Origin of the sequence: Bradyrhizobium sp. 139 (genome assembly GCF_023074175.1) — a bacterium.
In the GTDB taxonomy this organism is placed as follows: Bacteria; Pseudomonadota; Alphaproteobacteria; order Rhizobiales; family Xanthobacteraceae; genus Bradyrhizobium.
The window spans coordinates 1-16,329 of sequence record NZ_JADPKS010000053.1; the positions used below are offsets into that span (position 1 = coordinate 1).

11 protein-coding genes and 3 pseudogenes are annotated in these 16,329 nt (G+C 63.1%); 4 read left to right on the forward strand and 10 right to left on the reverse strand.

All coding sequences use genetic code 11. The annotated features are described in order from the left end of the window. Positions 1–309: 309 nt before the first annotated feature. From IVA80_RS14490 to IVA80_RS14515, 6 genes and pseudogenes are all read right to left on the reverse strand, one after another. Positions 310–792 carry a hypothetical protein gene (locus IVA80_RS14490; protein WP_247430864.1) on the reverse strand — a complete coding sequence of 161 codons (483 nt, stop codon included), beginning with the start codon at positions 790–792 and terminating at the stop codon, positions 310–312. Between the two features lie 136 nt (positions 793–928). After that, positions 929–1,850 (reverse strand): annotated as a pseudogene (locus IVA80_RS14495) (DUF2493 domain-containing protein). Positions 1,851–2,183: 333 nt separating this feature from the next. Continuing rightward, positions 2,184–3,245, reverse strand: a complete 1,062-nt coding sequence (locus IVA80_RS14500; RefSeq protein WP_247430867.1) for a toprim domain-containing protein — start codon at positions 3,243–3,245, stop codon at positions 2,184–2,186. Next, positions 3,245–7,567, reverse strand: a complete 4,323-nt coding sequence (locus IVA80_RS14505; protein ID WP_247430870.1) for a bifunctional class I SAM-dependent methyltransferase/DEAD/DEAH box helicase — start codon at positions 7,565–7,567, stop codon at positions 3,245–3,247. The genes IVA80_RS14500 and IVA80_RS14505 overlap by 1 nt, the downstream gene beginning before the upstream one ends. A 182-nt stretch (positions 7,568–7,749) precedes the next feature. Next, complete coding sequence (locus IVA80_RS14510) at positions 7,750–9,867, reverse strand: ParB/RepB/Spo0J family partition protein (protein ID WP_247430893.1); 2,118 nt, start codon at positions 9,865–9,867, stop codon at positions 7,750–7,752. 107 nt (positions 9,868–9,974) lie between these two features. Next, the gene (locus IVA80_RS14515) at positions 9,975–10,928 is read right to left on the reverse strand and encodes a zincin-like metallopeptidase domain-containing protein (RefSeq protein WP_247430873.1); all 954 of its coding nucleotides are present in this window, start codon (positions 10,926–10,928) and stop codon (positions 9,975–9,977) included. 656 nt (positions 10,929–11,584) lie between these two features. On the opposite strand from IVA80_RS14515, the gene IVA80_RS14520 reads away from it, so the two are divergent. Then, a complete protein-coding gene (locus IVA80_RS14520; RefSeq protein ID WP_247430876.1) occupies positions 11,585–11,848 on the forward strand; it encodes a hypothetical protein in 264 nt (87 codons plus the stop codon). A gap of 43 nt (positions 11,849–11,891) precedes the next feature. Here the strand turns inward: IVA80_RS14520 and IVA80_RS14525 are convergent. Continuing rightward, positions 11,892–12,079 (reverse strand): annotated as a pseudogene (locus tag IVA80_RS14525) (DUF3606 domain-containing protein). 104 nt (positions 12,080–12,183) lie between these two features. On the opposite strand from IVA80_RS14525, the pseudogene ligD reads away from it, so the two are divergent. Both ligD and IVA80_RS14535 read left to right on the forward strand, forming a co-directional pair. Next, a pseudogene (gene ligD, locus IVA80_RS14530) lies at positions 12,184–13,102 on the forward strand (non-homologous end-joining DNA ligase). Beyond that, on the forward strand, positions 13,102–13,269 hold the full coding sequence (locus IVA80_RS14535; RefSeq protein WP_247430879.1) for a hypothetical protein: 168 nt from the start codon (positions 13,102–13,104) through the stop codon (positions 13,267–13,269). Before ligD ends, IVA80_RS14535 begins: the two are co-directional and overlap by 1 nt. Before the next feature lie 26 nt (positions 13,270–13,295). Here the strand turns inward: IVA80_RS14535 and IVA80_RS14540 are convergent, their stop codons facing one another. After that, entirely contained in the window at positions 13,296–13,490 is a 195-nt protein-coding gene (locus IVA80_RS14540; protein WP_247430882.1) for a hypothetical protein, read from the reverse strand. 446 nt (positions 13,491–13,936) lie between these two features. On the opposite strand from IVA80_RS14540, the gene IVA80_RS14545 reads away from it, so the two are divergent. Then, on the forward strand, positions 13,937–14,224 hold the full coding sequence (locus tag IVA80_RS14545; RefSeq protein ID WP_247430885.1) for a DUF1330 domain-containing protein: 288 nt from the start codon (positions 13,937–13,939) through the stop codon (positions 14,222–14,224). An 86-nt stretch (positions 14,225–14,310) separates the two neighbouring features. Here IVA80_RS14545 and IVA80_RS14550 read toward each other — a convergent pair whose 3' ends face one another. Both IVA80_RS14550 and IVA80_RS14555 read right to left on the reverse strand, forming a co-directional pair. Then, entirely contained in the window at positions 14,311–14,922 is a 612-nt protein-coding gene (locus tag IVA80_RS14550) for a cell envelope biogenesis protein TolA (protein ID WP_247430888.1), read from the reverse strand. 360 nt (positions 14,923–15,282) lie between these two features. Beyond that, positions 15,283–16,215 (reverse strand): Ku protein, encoded by a 933-nt coding sequence (locus IVA80_RS14555; RefSeq protein ID WP_247430890.1) that lies wholly within the window; start codon positions 16,213–16,215, stop codon positions 15,283–15,285. Positions 16,216–16,329 lie beyond the last annotated feature (114 nt).

Consider the following 16,329-nt stretch of genomic DNA (forward strand, 5'->3'; position numbering starts at 1 on the left):
GCGCGTGCGTCCGCGTGCTGAACCGCAATCTTAAGGAGAAGACTTGGCGAATCTCGGTTGAGCTGCACAAGAGGTTGGTACGGTTCGGCGCAGAAAGAGCAACAATCTGCCGCAAAGGGCGGTATCGTCCCGGAAGGAATGATTAAGCGCGGCGCGCCGCTCCACCGCAGCAATGTGGACCAGGCGGAGATTGGGGGGTGGTCAAAGCGCAACGAGGAAAAGCGCGGTTACCTCTCCCCAAGCTCGATGATCCCTCGTTCAACGTGGCGCCCTGTGCGATCTTGCTCGACCGATGATAGCGACGAAGCGTCATCGCTCATGCGTGGCTGCTGTGAGCACCGGTCGAGGCATATTCTCCGCCACCCCGGCCGACTCCAACGGGCGAGCCTCCGCTAAAACGATCAAGCACGTCCATGCTGTGCCGCCGATGCAGACCGAACCTAGGCAAGCGAAGGCCTCGCGCCAAGCCAGCGAAGGCACCCCGATCTGCGACAGGGCAAACACCACATGATAGCCAGCGATAGCTGCAGGGACGGCGAATGCGGCTGCGATCACGATGCGCAAGGTCCGGGACCGACAAACCGCGAGGGCGACCTGAGCGACAGCGAGCGTCAGTGCGCCGGAGGCCAATCCGATAAGCAGCGCGCCGACGACGCCGGCGCCGCCATGAAACGCCAACATCCCGATACTGAGTGCGACGAAAAACGGCAGCGCATAGACCGCCAGCGCAAAGATCAGCCAGCAGAACAACCCGATGCCGAGTGTGTTGAGAACAAGCCCAAGGGCGAGCATGGCGGTGGCTCCAATGCATAGATGTACTAGTCGCGCCTTCCACCACCACCGCGGCGCGGCCTCGGACGTAATGTCAAAACGAGGCGGAGTTGCGGCGTGCAACTCCACCTTGTCTTGGAGGCGAGCAAGGCGGCGCTCACGCGCCGCCGAACTTCCAGACCGGGATGCCGAGCCGCTTCGCCTTGTCCGCGAAATTGTCCTGGATTCCAGTCCCCGGGAAGTGCATGACGCCGATCGGCAGAAGTTCGAGCATGGCGTCGTTGCGCTTGAACGGTGCCGCCTTGGCGTACTTCGTCCAGTCGGGCTTGTAGGCGACCTGAGGCACCTTGCGGGTGGTTGCCCATTTCGAAGCGATCAGCTCGGCGCCCTTGGGCGAGCCGCCATGGAGCAGGACCATGTCGGGATGCTTGGCATGCACCTTGTCGAGGCGATCCCAGATGAGGTGGTGGTCGTTGAAATCGAGCCCGCCGGTGAGTGCGATCTTGGGTCCAGGCGGCACCAGGACCTCGGTCTCGGCGGCGTTTCGCTGCGATGAAGTCGCGGGAGTCGATCATTGCTGCGGTGAGCGTACGGTGGTTGACCAGTGATCCCGACCGCGGGCGCCAGGACGAGCCGGTGTGGACCTCAAATCGTTCGATGGCCTGGTCCCGGAAGAGCTCCAGGCAGTTGCGGCGTTCGATCAGCGTGATGCCTTCCGCCGTCAGGCGCTCGAGTTCGACCGATCGTACTTCGGAGCCGTTCTGCTCGCGCTGGCTCTTGTGCTGCGCCTGCTCATTGTCGTCGAGCTGGCGTTCGATGCGATCGACGGCACGATGGAACAAGTTGACAGTCGACCAGAGCAGATCGTCAAGGTCCCGCTCGAGCCGCGTGTCGTTCAGGGTCGCAACCAGGGCGTCGAAGATATCGGCGACGGCACCGGAGATCATCTTGCCTTCGGGAAGCGGTCTCGGATCAGGCTGGTCGTCGAACGGACGGTAACCGTAGAGCTGTAATTCTGTGAGGACGTGGTCGGTCGGAGAAGAGGCGTGCGGCGGTTCGACGTCGTCATGGTCGGTCATGGAGGGAGGTCCTTTGCCGGGTTTGGCCGCGCCCTTCGCGGCCTTCGTGGCGATCACTCAGACGGCGGACGGAACAGGCCAGAACCCGAAGGGCCGAAGCGGCAGCGGAGGATGGCGGAGGCCGGCTATTTTGCCTCGCGATGCAAAGCGCGCTGGCTAGACATAAGATGTGTTTTTCAATTGCCGGCGCGCGGCGGAAAATAGCCGGACGCAGCCATTGCCGGCCCGGGCCGCTTGCCGTCCGATCGCCCTCTAGAAGGCCGAGGTCGCGTCCTCTTCCGGTATTGGCCTTGCCCATGACCGACCTGTCACGGTCGATCGAACTGTCGCGACCTATTCCGCAGGCACCGTCGACGAATGCGGGAAGCGGACGACATCCTCAGGTACGAGTTGAATCCGCAAGGCTGCTCGGAGACCGTCAAGACCGAAGACGTGCAGATCTTCGTTGAAATCGCCCAGCCGCGGCGACAACGCGATCGCTTCAATGCCGGCGTCCGCTGCGCGCTGGGTCAGAACAGCGAGCACCGTATCACCGGCGGCATCGGCATCACGAGCGATATAGAGCCGACGCAAGCCAGACGGCAGCAACATGGCCGAGAGGTGATTGGCTGAAAGCGCAGCGGCCATCGGCATCGTCGGCAGCATGTAACGCAGTGACAGCATGGTCTCGATGCCCTCGCCGGCCGCGAGCACGTCGTCCACCACGCCGAAACGAACGGCATTGCCGAGAAGGTCGCCCATCGCGCGTCGTGGCGTATCGATCGGAGCCTTGCCCAGCCGAACACGATCAAAGCCGGCCGGGTCGAGCCAAGTACGGTGTACGCCGGTGATCCTGCCATCGAGGTCCGTGACAGAAGCGATCATCGCCGGCCAGGTCTCGGTCGGCAGGTGCTCGTCCGGCCGATAGTAGCAGCGTGGATGGAACCGCAAGCTGCCACCATGGTGCACATGGACTATTCCGCGCCCCCGCAAATAAACATCGACCACGGTCCTCTCGATCGGGCTGGATATCGCAAAGAGCCGACGGGCGGCCTCTTGCGATCCGGTTGGTGCTGCCGGACCGACGGGCCTTGCGACGAGTTCCGGTTCAGCGCGAGGCAGTTTCAAGAAGCGTCTTGCCTCCGCGCTCACCTCGCGGAAGTCGCGCAATCCCAGGCTTTCGCGGATCACGTCGAGGAGGTCGCCATGCTCGCCGGTCGCAGCGTCCGTCCATTTGCCGGCAGGCCCCTTCGGCGATTCCTGGAGCCGCACGAACATCGAGCGGCCGGGCGTGTTGTGGACGTCGCCGACCACCCAGTACCGCCCCGCCCGTCTGCCATTGGAAAGATAGTGTCGGCACACGGCCTCGGCCTCGCGCGCGAGGCGGCGTGCCAGGGCGGAAGCATCGCGCGACATCAAGCGGCTTCCCGCTCACTGATGCGCGTAACCCGATAGGTGTCGGGCACCTTCGAAAGTATCTCGACGCCGCTCGTATCCGTCGGCACGAACATGCGCAGCTTCCAGGAGATGATCTCCCCAAACAGACCATAAGCCCGCAGTCGGTCGCGCATCGTGTCATTGCACCCAGACAGTTCGATGCGATATGCGCCCATCACTCGGGCACGGCGAAGCTGGAGCCCCTCGGCGAGCTCGAGGACGGTCCGCCCCTCCATTAGCGCTGCAAAGGCGGCGTCCGGCGTCAGCGACGGCACGTCAGCCGCAAGGACGTTCGCGACCCAGGTCGCGGAGACCTTGCGGCCGATGACGCGCTCGCCCGCATCGGTCTGGAGCCGATAGACCCGCGTCGACTCGTTCGGCAGCCGCTTCCAGATTGGCAGTAGCAAGCCGGCCACGACGTGAATCGTGGTTTCCGTGAACTCGGGGACCTCGGCGAGCTCCGCAAGCCAGGCTGCGGCGAAGCCATCACAGTCGGCATCGACCCAATGGCTTTCCGCCATCATTTTGAGGGAGACGCTGTGCTGCTCCATGGGGCGGATCAGGCGCACGCGCCGATCGATCTCGCGGTCGTCGAGCATGAAGCTCGGGGCTGGGACCTGCACCGCGGCCCGTCCCGAGCGCTCATTGATCAGCAGGACGGCGCGAGGATCCGAAAGACGAGCGAGGGCATCAACCAGGCTCATAGGATGATTGCGTTGGCGCTGGGTAATCGTGAGCAGCCGGGTTTCGGCGCCAGTGCCGGGATGGACATAGATGGTTCGCCGGTTCGTGACGACGAAGCTCTCGGCACGAAGCGTTTCCAGCCCGACGTCGTAGATACCGGATGCAACCGCACCCTCGATCCGGGCGGTCAATAGCTGCTCGAAGACGGTGAACAGGATGTTCTGGAGCTCGATTGTGAGCGCCAGCAACCTGTTCAGGAACGTCGTGATCGGCGGCAAATCATCCCTGAGCCCATTGGTGTCCGTGAGCTTCAGGCCGGTCACTTCCTCAAATCGCTCGATCGAGCAGCCCTCGACCTTGCCGCGCGCCAGCTGCGTGTAGAGTTGGCGCAATGCGTCGCGGCCATACTGGCTTTCGAGATTGTCTTCGGGCCGGAACAGGCCCTGCCCTCCGGTCTGGCGCTGGCCACGCGTGATCGCTCCCAACGTATCGAGCCGGCGGGCAATGGTGCTGAGGAAGCGCTTTTCGGCCTTCACGTCCGTCGCGATGGGACGAAACAGCGGCGGCTGCGCCTGGTTGGTCCGGTTGGTGCGGCCGAGCCCCTGGATCGCGGCGTCCGCCTTCCAGCCAGGCTCGAGCAGATAGTGGACCCGCAGGCGGCGATTCCGCGCCGACAGCTCGGCGTGGTAGCTCCTCCCCGTGCCGCCCGCGTCGGAGAACACGAGGCTCCGCTTGACCCCGTCCATGAATGCCGAGGTCTCGGCGAGGTTGGCCGAACCGGCCCGGTTTTCGACGAGCAGCCGCTGGCCCTTGCGAACGATGCGGCGTGAGCGGCCGGTGACTTCCGCGACCACCTCGGTGCCGAAGCGCTGGATCACCTGATCCAGCGCACCCGGGACCGGCGGCAGCGAGGCGAGCTTTTCGATGAGACAGTCCCGGCGAGCGACGGCGTCCCGGCTCTCGACCGGCTGACCGTCGCGATAGACGGGCCGGGAGCAGAGATTGCCCTCCTGGTCGGTGAAGGGCTCGTAGAGCTGAACCGGAAAGGAATGGGCGAGATAGTCGAGAACATACTCGCGTGGGGTGATATCGACCTGGACGTCGCCCCACTCCTCGGTTGGGATCTCGGCCAACCGGCGCTCCATGAGTGCCTCACCGGTCGAGACGATCTGGATGACGGCGGCGTGGCCGGCGTCAAGATCGCGTTCGATCGAGCGGATCAGCGATGGCGCCTTCATCGAGGTCAGCAGGTGGCCGAAGAAGCGCTGCTTGGCGCTCTCAAAAGCAGATCGCGCGGCCGATTTGGCCTGGCCGTTCAGCGTGCCGGTCTCGCCGGTGATGTTCGCGGCCCGCATTGCCGCATCGAGATTGTTATGGATGACGCTGAACGCGCCGGCATAGGCGTCATAGATGCGTACCTGCTCCGGCGTGAGCTGATGCTCGACGAGTTCGTACGCGACGCCCTCGTAAGAGAGCGAGCGGGCCGCGTAGAGACCGAGCGCTTTGAGGTCGCGCGCAAGCACTTCCATGGCCGCGACGCCACCCTCCTCGAGAGCTTCGACGAACTCGGCACGTGTGGCAAACGGAAAATCGGTACCTCCCCACAAACCCAACCGCTGAGCATATGCGAGATTGTGGACCGTCGTGGCACCAGTTGCGGAGACATAGACGACGCGGGCATTCGGCAAGGCATGCTGGAGCCTCAGGCCAGCACGCCCCTGCTGAGAGGCCGCCTGATCGCCGCGCTCGCCCTTCTGGCCTGCCGCGTTCTGCATCGCGTGGCTTTCGTCGAAGACGATCACTCCGTCGAATTCGGAGCCCAACCATTCGACGATCTGCCGAACGCGCGAAAGCTTTTCGCCGCGTTCGTCGGTGCGCAGCGTAGCGTAGGTGGTAAATAGGATGCCTTCCGCGAGCCGGATCGGCGTGCCCTGGCGAAACCGAGACAACGGCGTCACGAGCAGCCGCTCCATGCCGAGCGCGGACCAATCGCGCTGCGCGTCCTCGATCAGCTTGTCGGATTTACTGATCCAGACCGCCCGGCGGCGACCCTTGAGCCAGTTGTCGAGCAGGATGCCAGCAACTTGCCGCCCCTTGCCCGCTCCGGTCCCATCGCCCAAGAACCAGCCGCGACGGAAGCGGACAGCATCTTCTGCGTCGTCGCGCGCGGCCGCGACAACGTCAAAAGTTGCATCGACCGTCCAGGAGCCCGCGAGGAATTCGGAATGCGCCTCGCCGGCGTAAATGACGCTCTCAAGCTGGGCGTCCGACAGGATGCCATCCGCCACCAGACTGGCTGGCAGATGCAGCCGATAGGATGGCCTTGGCGGCGCGACAGATGCCATTGCAGCCGACTGCACGAGCTTGGTCGGATGCGCGTGCGCGCCCGGAATACGGATCGACTGCAAAGCGTATTCCTCATAAAGCGCATCGGTAAGCCTGGCGCCTTCCGGCGGCAACCACTCAACCGTCTCGCACGAAAGTTCGACGCCTTCTTGCGCGGCGCCGCCGGAAGTAGAGGGCGGACATGGTGCAGAGACGCCGAGGAATCGTGATATCGGAGGGCGTCTGGCGACGTTGATCACGACTGGGGCGGCAACAGGCAACCTCGGAGGCACATGCTGGGTCACCCAGTCGAGCAAGGTAGCGACATCGCCCGCCATGCCGAGCGGAGCCGGAAAAACGTTCGGGTCCGCCGCGGGCTGCTTGTCGATGACAAGCAGCCGGGTGTCGATGCGTGTTCCGTGTTTCGCGTAGACGGCTCCGTCGACCGTGGCAGAGAAAACAACTCGCCCACGTTCCTGAAGGCGAACGAATGCATCTCGCCATGCCGGATTGTCCGGTCTGAAATTTGCGCCGGTGATGGCGACGAGACGCCCACCGTCGCAAAGGTGCGCCAAAGCCGAAGCAATGTGCCGGAGCGCCGCGTCCGCCATTCGCCGATCGACATTCGCCAGCGCCGAGAACGGCGGATTCATCAAGACGACGCTAGGTGCGAGATCGGCTTCGAGGTGATCATCGATCTGGGCGCCGTCGAACCGCGTGACCTCAACGCCGGCGAACAGGTGATCGAGCAACTCCGCCCGGGGTTCGGCCAACTCGTTCAATATCAGGCCACCGCCGGCGAGCTCGGCGAAGATGGCGAGCAAGCCGGTCCCCGCGGACGGCTCCAAAACGCGGTCGGCGGGTGTAATCGCGGCTGCGGTACATGCGGCCAGCCCCAACGGGATCGGCGTCGAGAATTGTTGAAGCGCCTGGCTGTCCTCGGAGCGCCGCGTATGGGTCGGCAGGAGACTGGCGACTCTCGCGAGCATCGGCAGCATCGCGGCCGTTGAGCCAGCCTTGATCCGGACGGCCGGACCGAACTTGCGAAGGAATAGAACGGTGGCCGCCTCGCAGGTGTCATAGGCGGTCTTCCAATTCCAGGCACCGGCCGCGTCCGAGGCGCCGAAGGCAGCCCCCATGGCGCCACGCAGGACCGCGGCATCGATGCGCCGGCCTCGTTCGAGATCGGTCAAGAGCTGTCGCGCAGCCCTGACCGCAGCGGAGGTGATAGTTGCAGCGGCACGCATCGAAAGCGGCGCAGCGGCGGCGCCGCCGGCGAGAGATTCGGTCATGGGATTTCTTTCGGAGAGCAGGAACGGGTCGAACCGCCCGGCGCTCTCCTCAAGCCGCGGCGATTCAAACCCTTCCCGGCCCCACTCTCCCTCTCAACCGTCTCCCAATAAAAATGGGGACCGGCGCTGCACACCGGTCCCCAAGCAAGTGCCGGACGGCTGGAGCCACCCGGTCGGCGATGCTACTCAGCCGCGTCGAGCTGTTGCGGATCCTCGTGGCTGGCGTTCTCCGGATCCTCCTCATCAGCGAGGAATTCTGGCAGTGCTCCCGCTTCACCTTCCGGCTCCACCGAAGACGGGCTGGAATCGACGAGACGCAGCGGCTCCGGCAACCAGCCCGAGCCATCCAGGAGACGCTCGGCCTCCTTGGCCATGTCGGCCTTCTTTAGGTGGTCGATCAGTTGTGCCGACGACTCGCCCTTGGCTTCCCGCACCGCCTCCAGAATGCGAGGCTTGGTGACTCGGCCGAGATAATTGTCGACGGTCGGTCTCCAGCCGGCCCGCACCATGTCGAGTTCGGCAGCGCGCGCCAGCACGTTGGCCTGGTCGAGACGCGTGCGGACGCCGTGGGCTGAGACGCGACCCTGATTGTAACGATTGGCCGGCTCATGGACGGCGTTGACCGCAAAGGACGCACAGTGCGCGAAAAGCGATGCCTGTGCACCACCATCGAGGGCCGTCAGGGCATCCCAGAGATCGTTCTCGCTCTTCGGCAATCGTGCCTTCCAGGCCTCATGCCGCACCTCGACAGCCTTAGCCGGGACGCTTTCCCTCAGCCCCGGAGCTTGAGCGGGAAAGGTTGGCGTGCGCAGCCCGATCTCAAGACAGCTCCCGGACGACGCGAACCGATAAAAGGCCGTCAACACGAAGTTGTGCAGCACCGCCTGGAACGCGATCTCGGGATTTTCCGCCAGCGCATCCCGCAATGCCAGCGTACGGTGCGCCGTCAGTTCGATGATGAGCCGATCCGGCAAGGGCCTTGTCGGGTCTTCATCATCCTCGTCCGGTTCGGTCGATGCTCCGGCGACCGAGATCGCCGTGCGCTGTACGGAAGCACCAGCCTCCCGCCCCTCAATCGATGACGCATCGGTGCCCTGATCGACGTTGGAATCGGTCACAGGCGCCTCATCCTCAGGCCGAACATAGCCCCGATCGACGCAAAGGCGTCCTTCGGAATCGATGCTGACGAAGACGCCGGCCCGGGCAATCTCGGCCGGATCGTAAGTTTGCGGCCGGTCTTCGAGCGCCAGCAGCGCCGCCTCGATCGCGCCGAGACGCAGGTCGACCGCTTCGGGCAGCTCATCCGCATCCTGATATTCGGTTTCGAGCTTCTCCTGCTCGGCGTTGAGAGCGTCGATGGTGGCCTGCTCCTCGGAGGTGAGATCGACAGGCTGGCCTTCCAGCTCGCGCAGGCGTGTCGTGTGTCCGTAGGGGAAGTCAACGGCGACTGAGATCCATTTCCATCCTTCCGCACCAATTGTTTCCGCCTCGGCTTTGAGCTTCTCCGTGACAAGACGGTCGAGCAGGGCGACGTCTTGAAGCCAGCCGCCATCATCGTGCTCGAACAGGTCGCGGAGAACGCCGCCACCTGCCTGCTCGTAAACATCCAGCCCAATGAACTGCACGCGGCGATCGGACGCCCGCACGGTATTTTCGGTCAGCATCCGCCGGATCTGATATGGCTCATCGTAGCCGGAGCGGCTGACATTCTCCCAGACCTGTTCCTGCCGCGTGTGATCCGCCGTGACCGAAAACGCCATGAGCTGCTCAAGGGTCATGCCGTCTTCGGCGTAGACGTCGTGCAGCTTTGGCGACACGGACGCCAGCCGGAGGCGTTGCTTCACCACGGCCGGCGTCACGAAGTGCCGGGCCGCGATCTCCTCCTCGGACAAGCCGGAGCCACTCAAGGTCTGGAAGGCTCGGAACTGATCGAGTGGATGAAGCCCTATCCGTTCGTCGTTTTCCGCAAGTGAATCGTCTTCGGCAATGCCTCCCTCGCGCACCACGCACGGAACCGCCTGCGTCTTCGCCATGCGCTTCTGCTTGACGAGAAGTTCCAGCGCGCGATAGCGCCGGCCACCCGCCGGCACCTCGAACATGCCGGTCTCTTTGCCTTCCGCATCTACAACCGCGCGCACATTGAGACTTTGCAGAAGCGTACGCTGTGCGATGCTTTCCGCGAGCTGCTCGATCGAAACGCCCGCTTTCACGCGCCGGACGTTCGACTGGCTGAGCTCGAGATTGTTGAACGGAATGTCCCGCGAGGGCGACAGCGTGATCTTTTGGACAGCCTTCGTCATGTCTGATCTCCACGACGGGCGGCCGGGAGCCTCTCTCTCGGCCTCCAACCCGTCGCGAAACCGCATCTCCCCTCTCACTCTCGTTTCCGAAGCTGCTGGCGAGGTCTTCACGCGGCCTCCTGCTCCGCTCTCTCCGTCGTCATGTCGACAGCGGATTCCGGCAGAAAGCCAAGCAGATAATCCGCGACCTTGCTGGCCCGTGATGCAGCACGCACTATGGCGCGATTGTCCTCACGCAGCACTTCAAGCCAGGAGCCGATGTAATCGGCATGTCGCACCGTCGGCACGATACCGAGCGACGCGCAACTGAACGCAGCCGATATCTCCGCGATCAACTCTTCAAAAGCATACTTCTTGGTACCGTAGGCGCCTGACAAGTCGCGGTTGAGACGTGATTGATGGCCACTGGCATGCGCCAGCTCATGCAAGGCGGTTCGATGCCAGTTGATCGGCTCAAAATAGGCTTGCGGCGGCGGCACCTGCACATAGTCTTCTGCCGGCGCATAGAATGCGCGGTTGCTGCCAATGCGGAAGTTGATGCCGGTCGCCCTGATGAGCTTTTCGACACGCGGCTCGATCAAGCCTGGCGGCGGAGGCGGCGCCGTCGTCATGATCTCCGAAGGCAGTTCGTCGCATTGATCAGTATTAAAGACCGTGAAGCGCTTGAGGAATGGTATGGTCTGCGCTTCGTCGCCCGTTTCGCTCGCGCGACGCTTTTCGTCGGCCGGTATGAAGCGATCGGCATAGACCACGGTTGTTCCACGCTCGCCTTTGCGGACGTAACCGCCGAGCGACAGCGCCTGACGGAAAGTAAGCCAGCTCTGACCTGTGAAAGCTCGCTCGGTGGCAGCTCCCCAGAGGATCAGAACGTTGATGCCGCTGTATTGACGGCCGGTCGCGACGCTTTTCGGCATTGCCAAAGACGCCTTCGCGGTGGGGCCCCAAGGCTGCACCCATGGCACTCGGCCGGCCTCAAGTTCGCCGATGATCTTGTTGGTGATTTCGTCATAAAGGTTCGCCCGATCCTCACCGGTGCGCGCCCGAGGATAATGTCTGGACATCGCGGGTCTCCGCGACGGGGCGCCGCGAGCCTCTCTCGCAGCCTGTAACCCGTCACGGCAAACCCATTCAGTTCTCTTACTCTCGGCCTCTTGCGCGGGGAAACAACTGCGTGGGACGTACGGGAGCCCGGTTCGGCCCTCGCCGCATACGCACACGTGAGAGAATGCGAAATCTGCGAGGCGGCCCACCTTACGTCCCATTTCTTCATGGGGAAGTGGCCTTGGGCCGCAGGCCCAAACCCGGCGTGCGCCAATAGCGCATCGCCCCACTGAAATGGCACCCGGAGAGCGTGAGCATAGCGACCCGAAGGGGCACGCGGGTCCGAGTGCAGCGACGAGACCGGTTAACAGCGGCACCCGGCACAGGGGCAGTAATAGCGATCGCCGAAGGCGAGCCCCTTTCCCGAGTGCCCCCGGCGAGGGGCTCCGCAGTCTCTGCGCGAGGGGATCGAAGCCGGACGGCCGAGACGCAAAGCGGTTCGGTTCACGAGAGCCCGGTGCGGCGAAGCCGCACGCGCCCATACGAGAAACGGGCAGTTCGTGGTCTCGCATTGCACGCCAAACTTCGCTCGCTCGTCATTGCGAATCCCAGCCCATCGCTAAACGGGGGAACGAATGACGGACTTAAAGGATTCGTCGTATCAGGAGCTATTTCAATGCTGCTGACGCGTGAACGAAGGCCAGCGATACGGACGCTGCGCGGATGGGCGATCCAGGTTCTCCAGGAAGCGGGCGCCATCCGCGAGTGCGACGAACACGGTTGGATGCAAGATCGCGCCGATCCGCACGCACGGGAGCGGGCCTTTGATATCGCCCGTGGAGACCCGCCAGCAGGCGTCTCCCCTGATGCGGCGGCGGCCGAGGTTCGCGACGTGCTCAACTCGATCGGTGATACCTGCCCGGAATGCCCCCCGGACTAGAAGGGCTGGTGGCGAGCCTCAACGCGGGCCCGGCCTTCCCATTTCAGCGGCCCAGCTTTTTCTCCACGCGCTTGCGCGCATTGCGGACCTTTTTGACGGCCTTTTTCACCGCCGGTGCTGACTTTCTGGTCTTCTTCGCCTCGTACTGCACTTCGTAGTTCTGCCCGCCAGCCACCCGCGCCGGTCCTGTTTTCGACCGCGCGCCGTCTTCGTCTTCTTCGCTACCGCCATGGGTGCCTCCTGTTATGACATCCAAGCAACGCGAATGGGATTCTGAGGTTCCGGAACGATTCGAACTGTGCCAATTTGAATCGGCTGTAGCGTGGAGTTCTTCAGTGGCGTTTCAGCGTAAAAAGCCCGAGGCGATCGGTCTCAAGGCGTCGCTGCCCGGCTTCGTCGAGCCGGCCCTGGCATCCTCGATCGACAAGGTGCCGTCAGGGGCCCGCTGGATTCACGAGATCAAATTCGACGGCTACCGTGTTCAGGTCCATCTAGCCAACGAGGCGGCGACGATCTTCACCCGGCGCGGCCACGATTGGACGCACCGCTTCAAGAAGGTCGCCCATGACGCCTGGCGGATCAAGGCGACCTCGGCCGTGGTGGACGGCGAGATCGTCGTGCCGACCGCCGACGGCACGACCGACTTCTCGGTCCTGCAGAACGAGCTCAAGGGCAAGTCGAAGAGCATCGTGCTTGTGGCGCTCGATCTGCTCTATCTGAACGGCCGCGATATCCGGAAGCTGCCGCTCTTTCAGCGCAAGGCCGAACTCAAGAAGATCCTGAACGGCACCGACATTCAGTTCAGCGAAAGTTTCGAGATAGACGGTCGCGAGATGTTTGCGCACGCCTGCAAGCTCGGTCTCGAAGGCGTCGTCTCGAAGGTACGGGACAGTGCCTATCCGAGAGGACGCACGAACGACTGGGTCAAGAAGACCTGCGTGCAGCGGGAGACGCTGACCATTGCCGGTTTCGCACTCGATGGGACGAAGTGGAACGGCCTCTATGTCGGCCGGCGCAAGGGCGCCGATCTGGTCTACGCCGGCAAAGTCGATCACGGCTTCGACAAGGTCTCGGCTTCCGATCTGCAGAAGCGGCTTAAACCCCTTATCCGAAAGACTCAGCACTATGCCAAGCGCATCAACCACAATGGCATCTGGGTCGAACCCAAGCTTCTGGCCGAGATCGAGTACCGCGCGAAGTCGGCCGAGGGAAAGGTCAGGCACCCGTTTCCGGGGCCTGCGGGAGGACCTGTGATGGATGCATTCGATCGCTTCTGGCAGTGGGCGGACAAGCCGCTCGACAGCCTTCTCACGATTGAAGCCGAGCTGCATCGGGCGGTCATGGAGCTCGCTCCGGAGGAACGGCTGATCCGCGAAAGCGTCAACCGGGCTGCGGCGAAGAACGAGAGAGAGAACTGTTAGACGTCCTTCTCATCCAGAGGCGGTTCTTAATCATGTGGCCTCGGAAGGCCATCGTTCTGGACGGCCAGTGCCCCTTTCAACTCCGCGGCCAGAAGCCTGAAGTGCCCTGCCAATCGGGTGAACAGCACGCGCTTTTTCGGATCCGTCGCCAAGTCGCGGATCATTTCGCAATCGGCGATCTGAACCTCCAGCTTTTCTAGGTGCGCTCGGATGTCCTTCATCTGTATGTCACCGCGGCGACCGCAAGCCGGGCGAAGATAGCCACTTGTCGATGCGTGAGGCCTTTTCGATCTGGTCGATCTTCTGAAGCAATTTCTCTTTGGCGGGACCGGGCGGAAGAGCCTCCGCCTGGTGGGCAAGGCGCGTCTTCTCCGCGACCAGCCGTTCTTCGAATGAATGTGGTTTCGACCGTTGGCGTTGCACGACGCTTCTCCGTTAGAGGAGGCGGGAGTGCAATTGGTCTCTCGGTCACCGGAAGATGCCAACGGCGGAGCCGGTGATGACGTCAGTAGATTCCTCTCCGGTTCCGGAGTCGAGACAAATCGGAACCAACGGCCGCACTCAGAAAGATCGGGGCCGGCCTATGCTCCGTCCTGCGACATGTCTCAAGGGGCATGCTAGGCTGAACTGTCTTCCGTCCTCGGATCATTGCCTTGAGAGGTTGATTATGCCCGCCTATTTCATTGTCCAAAACACCATCAAGGACGAAGCGCAGTATCAGCAGTACGTGCAGGCCGTCGTGCCGTTCATAGCCAGCTTTGGCGGGAGACTTGTGGCCAGACGCGCTAAAGTGGAGGTCCTGGAAGGCGAACACGACCAGCGACCAGTCGTCATGTTCGAGTTTCCCGACATGGAGGCGATCCACGCATTCTGGAATTCGCCGGACTACGTTCCGATCAAAAAGCTGCGCGAAGGCATAGCCACCATGAACATCTGGGCTTTTCCGGGCGCCTGATCGGCTTGATGACCGGCAGCGCGCGGCCCGCAGCAAGCCGGTCATTGCGGCGGTCGTCAGAACTGGCTGCCGAGAGCCGCAGCCTGTTACTCCCGAGACCGGCGCAAAGCTGCTTTCAGCTTATCGTTTTCCCTCTCCCATCGAGCGTCCTCGGCCTCCATCCGCTTCTCGATGTCGGCCCGTTCGGCATCGAGGGATTCGGCTCGTTCTTCGTGCTCTCGCTGCGCCTCGTCCAATGCCGCCTGCGCTTTCGCGACCAGCTTCTCGCGCTTGGTGCGCTCCTTCTCCCTCGCCGCCTCTTCCTTGCGGCGCTCAGCATCGCGCCGCTTCTGCTCGCGCGCGAAATCCGCGGCGGCCTTGCTGGCGTCCTTCTCGCTGATCTTGGGCGCCGGTCGCCTTTTCGGCTCCGCACGGCGGCTCTGCTTCCGCCCGGCTTCGCCTTCGTCGCCCAGGTCGGTCGGCAAGTCGGCGTGCTCGGCGAAGTGGCCGCTGGATCCCGCTGGGCGTTTGAGCACCACGCCGGGTTTCGACATGGTCGCGGCGACCACCTCTGGATCGTCGGTCTCCTTCGCAGCACCCTGATGGAAGAGGTTGCTGCCAGCGCCCCATGCCTCCAGTGCCGCCTTCATCGACGGCGCCGCGATCGCAAGATCGTAGAAGCCCAGCGCAGTCTGGAATGTCTTGAGCTTCCTCGGCATCAGGCTTGTGCCGCGGTTCGCGACGCTCCTAGCGCCGGAGAGTCATCCAGACACCCAACAGGAACGCGACGAAGAGCGACTGCAACGGTGCTTTCACGGTCACCTCGCGCAACCGGTCCGACAACCGCCTCGCGGCTTGCCGAGAATCGAAGTGAGGCGACTGAGGATTCCTTCCCGTTTCGCCGCCCGGCCTCGCTCCGGATGCGGGCGTGGTGGTACCCGCCGGATCGTCGACGAGACCCGAGGCTTCCGTCATTGCAGAGGTTTCCCTCATGTCCATGGCAATAGTCCTCCCGTAGTCGCATCGAAGCAACCAGGCCCAAAGCCGCTTGGTTCCTCCGCGGCAGCACTGGCGACTCCCTATGCCGACTTTCGCTGCGGTTTGGCCGCCGGCTTCTTCGTCGCGGCCTCTTTCGCCGGCTTCTTGCCGGCAATCGGCATCAGCATTTCCTTCTGCCCGGCCGCCGCCTTACGCGGCTTTTTCGCTGGCTTCTTCGGCGCCTCTGTCGGGGCCGACGCGGCTCTTCCAATGCTCTTACGCAGCGCGTCCATCAGGTCGACGACGTTCTCGCCTCGAGGGCGCGCCTTCGCGGTGATGGGTTTGCCGGCGCGCTTCTGGTTGATGAGATCGATGAGGGCGGTTTCATACTGGTCTGCGAACTTGTCCGGCTCGAAATGACCTGCCTTCTGATTGACGATGTGCTTGGCGAGATCCAGCATGTCTTTGGTGACTTTGACGTCCTGGATATCGTCGAAATACTCGCCTGCGGAGCGGACTTCGTAGGGATAGCGCAGCAGGGTCCCCATCAGCCCCTTGTCGAGTGGCTCCAGCGCGATGATGTGCTCACGGTTGGTCAGCACCACCCGTCCGATGGCGACCTTGTTCATCTCACGGATCGTTTCGCGGACGACGGCGAAGGCGTCGTGGCCGACCTTGCCGTCCGGCACCAGGTAGTAGGGACGGATCAGATATCTCGGATCGATCTCGTTGCGGTCGACAAACTCGTCGATCTCGATGGTTCGCGTCGATTCCAGCGCCACGTTCTCGAGCTCCTCCTTCGTCACCTCGATGAAGGTGTCCGTGTCGACCTTGTACCCCTTGACGATGTCCTCGTTGTCGACCTCCTCGCCGGTATCAGCATCCACCTTGGCGTATTTGATGCGGTGGCCGGTCTTCCGGTTGAGCTGGTTGAACGAGACCTTTTCGGATTCCGACGTGGCCGGATAGAGCGCTGCCGGACAGGTGACGAGGGAAAGGCGCAGGAAGCCTTTCCAGTTAGCGCGGGGGGCCATCGGGGGGAACTCCTTACTAGACGATCGTTTCCTTGATTCGAATCATATTCAGGCGGCCTCGGCAAGTTTGTAGGACCAGGTATGGATGACCGGATGGCGGTTGACGTCGTCGAT

Coding starts and splice junctions, on each gene's coding strand:
- IVA80_RS14550 (WP_247430888.1), bottom strand. CDS start 14,922: ATGCCGAGGAAGCTCAAGACATTCCAGACTGCGCTGGGCTTCTACGAT.
- IVA80_RS14515 (WP_247430873.1), bottom strand. CDS start 10,928: ATGTCCAGACATTATCCTCGGGCGCGCACCGGTGAGGATCGGGCGAAC.
- IVA80_RS14545 (WP_247430885.1), top strand. CDS start 13,937: ATGCCCGCCTATTTCATTGTCCAAAACACCATCAAGGACGAAGCGCAG.
- IVA80_RS14510 (WP_247430893.1), bottom strand. CDS start 9,867: ATGACGAAGGCTGTCCAAAAGATCACGCTGTCGCCCTCGCGGGACATT.
- IVA80_RS14500 (WP_247430867.1), bottom strand. CDS start 3,245: ATGTCGCGCGATGCTTCCGCCCTGGCACGCCGCCTCGCGCGCGAGGCC.
- IVA80_RS14555 (WP_247430890.1), bottom strand. CDS start 16,215: ATGGCCCCCCGCGCTAACTGGAAAGGCTTCCTGCGCCTTTCCCTCGTC.
- IVA80_RS14535 (WP_247430879.1), top strand. CDS start 13,102: ATGGATGCATTCGATCGCTTCTGGCAGTGGGCGGACAAGCCGCTCGAC.
- IVA80_RS14490 (WP_247430864.1), bottom strand. CDS start 792: ATGCTCGCCCTTGGGCTTGTTCTCAACACACTCGGCATCGGGTTGTTC.
- IVA80_RS14540 (WP_247430882.1), bottom strand. CDS start 13,490: ATGAAGGACATCCGAGCGCACCTAGAAAAGCTGGAGGTTCAGATCGCC.
- IVA80_RS14520 (WP_247430876.1), top strand. CDS start 11,585: ATGCTGCTGACGCGTGAACGAAGGCCAGCGATACGGACGCTGCGCGGA.
- IVA80_RS14505 (WP_247430870.1), bottom strand. CDS start 7,567: ATGACCGAATCTCTCGCCGGCGGCGCCGCCGCTGCGCCGCTTTCGATG.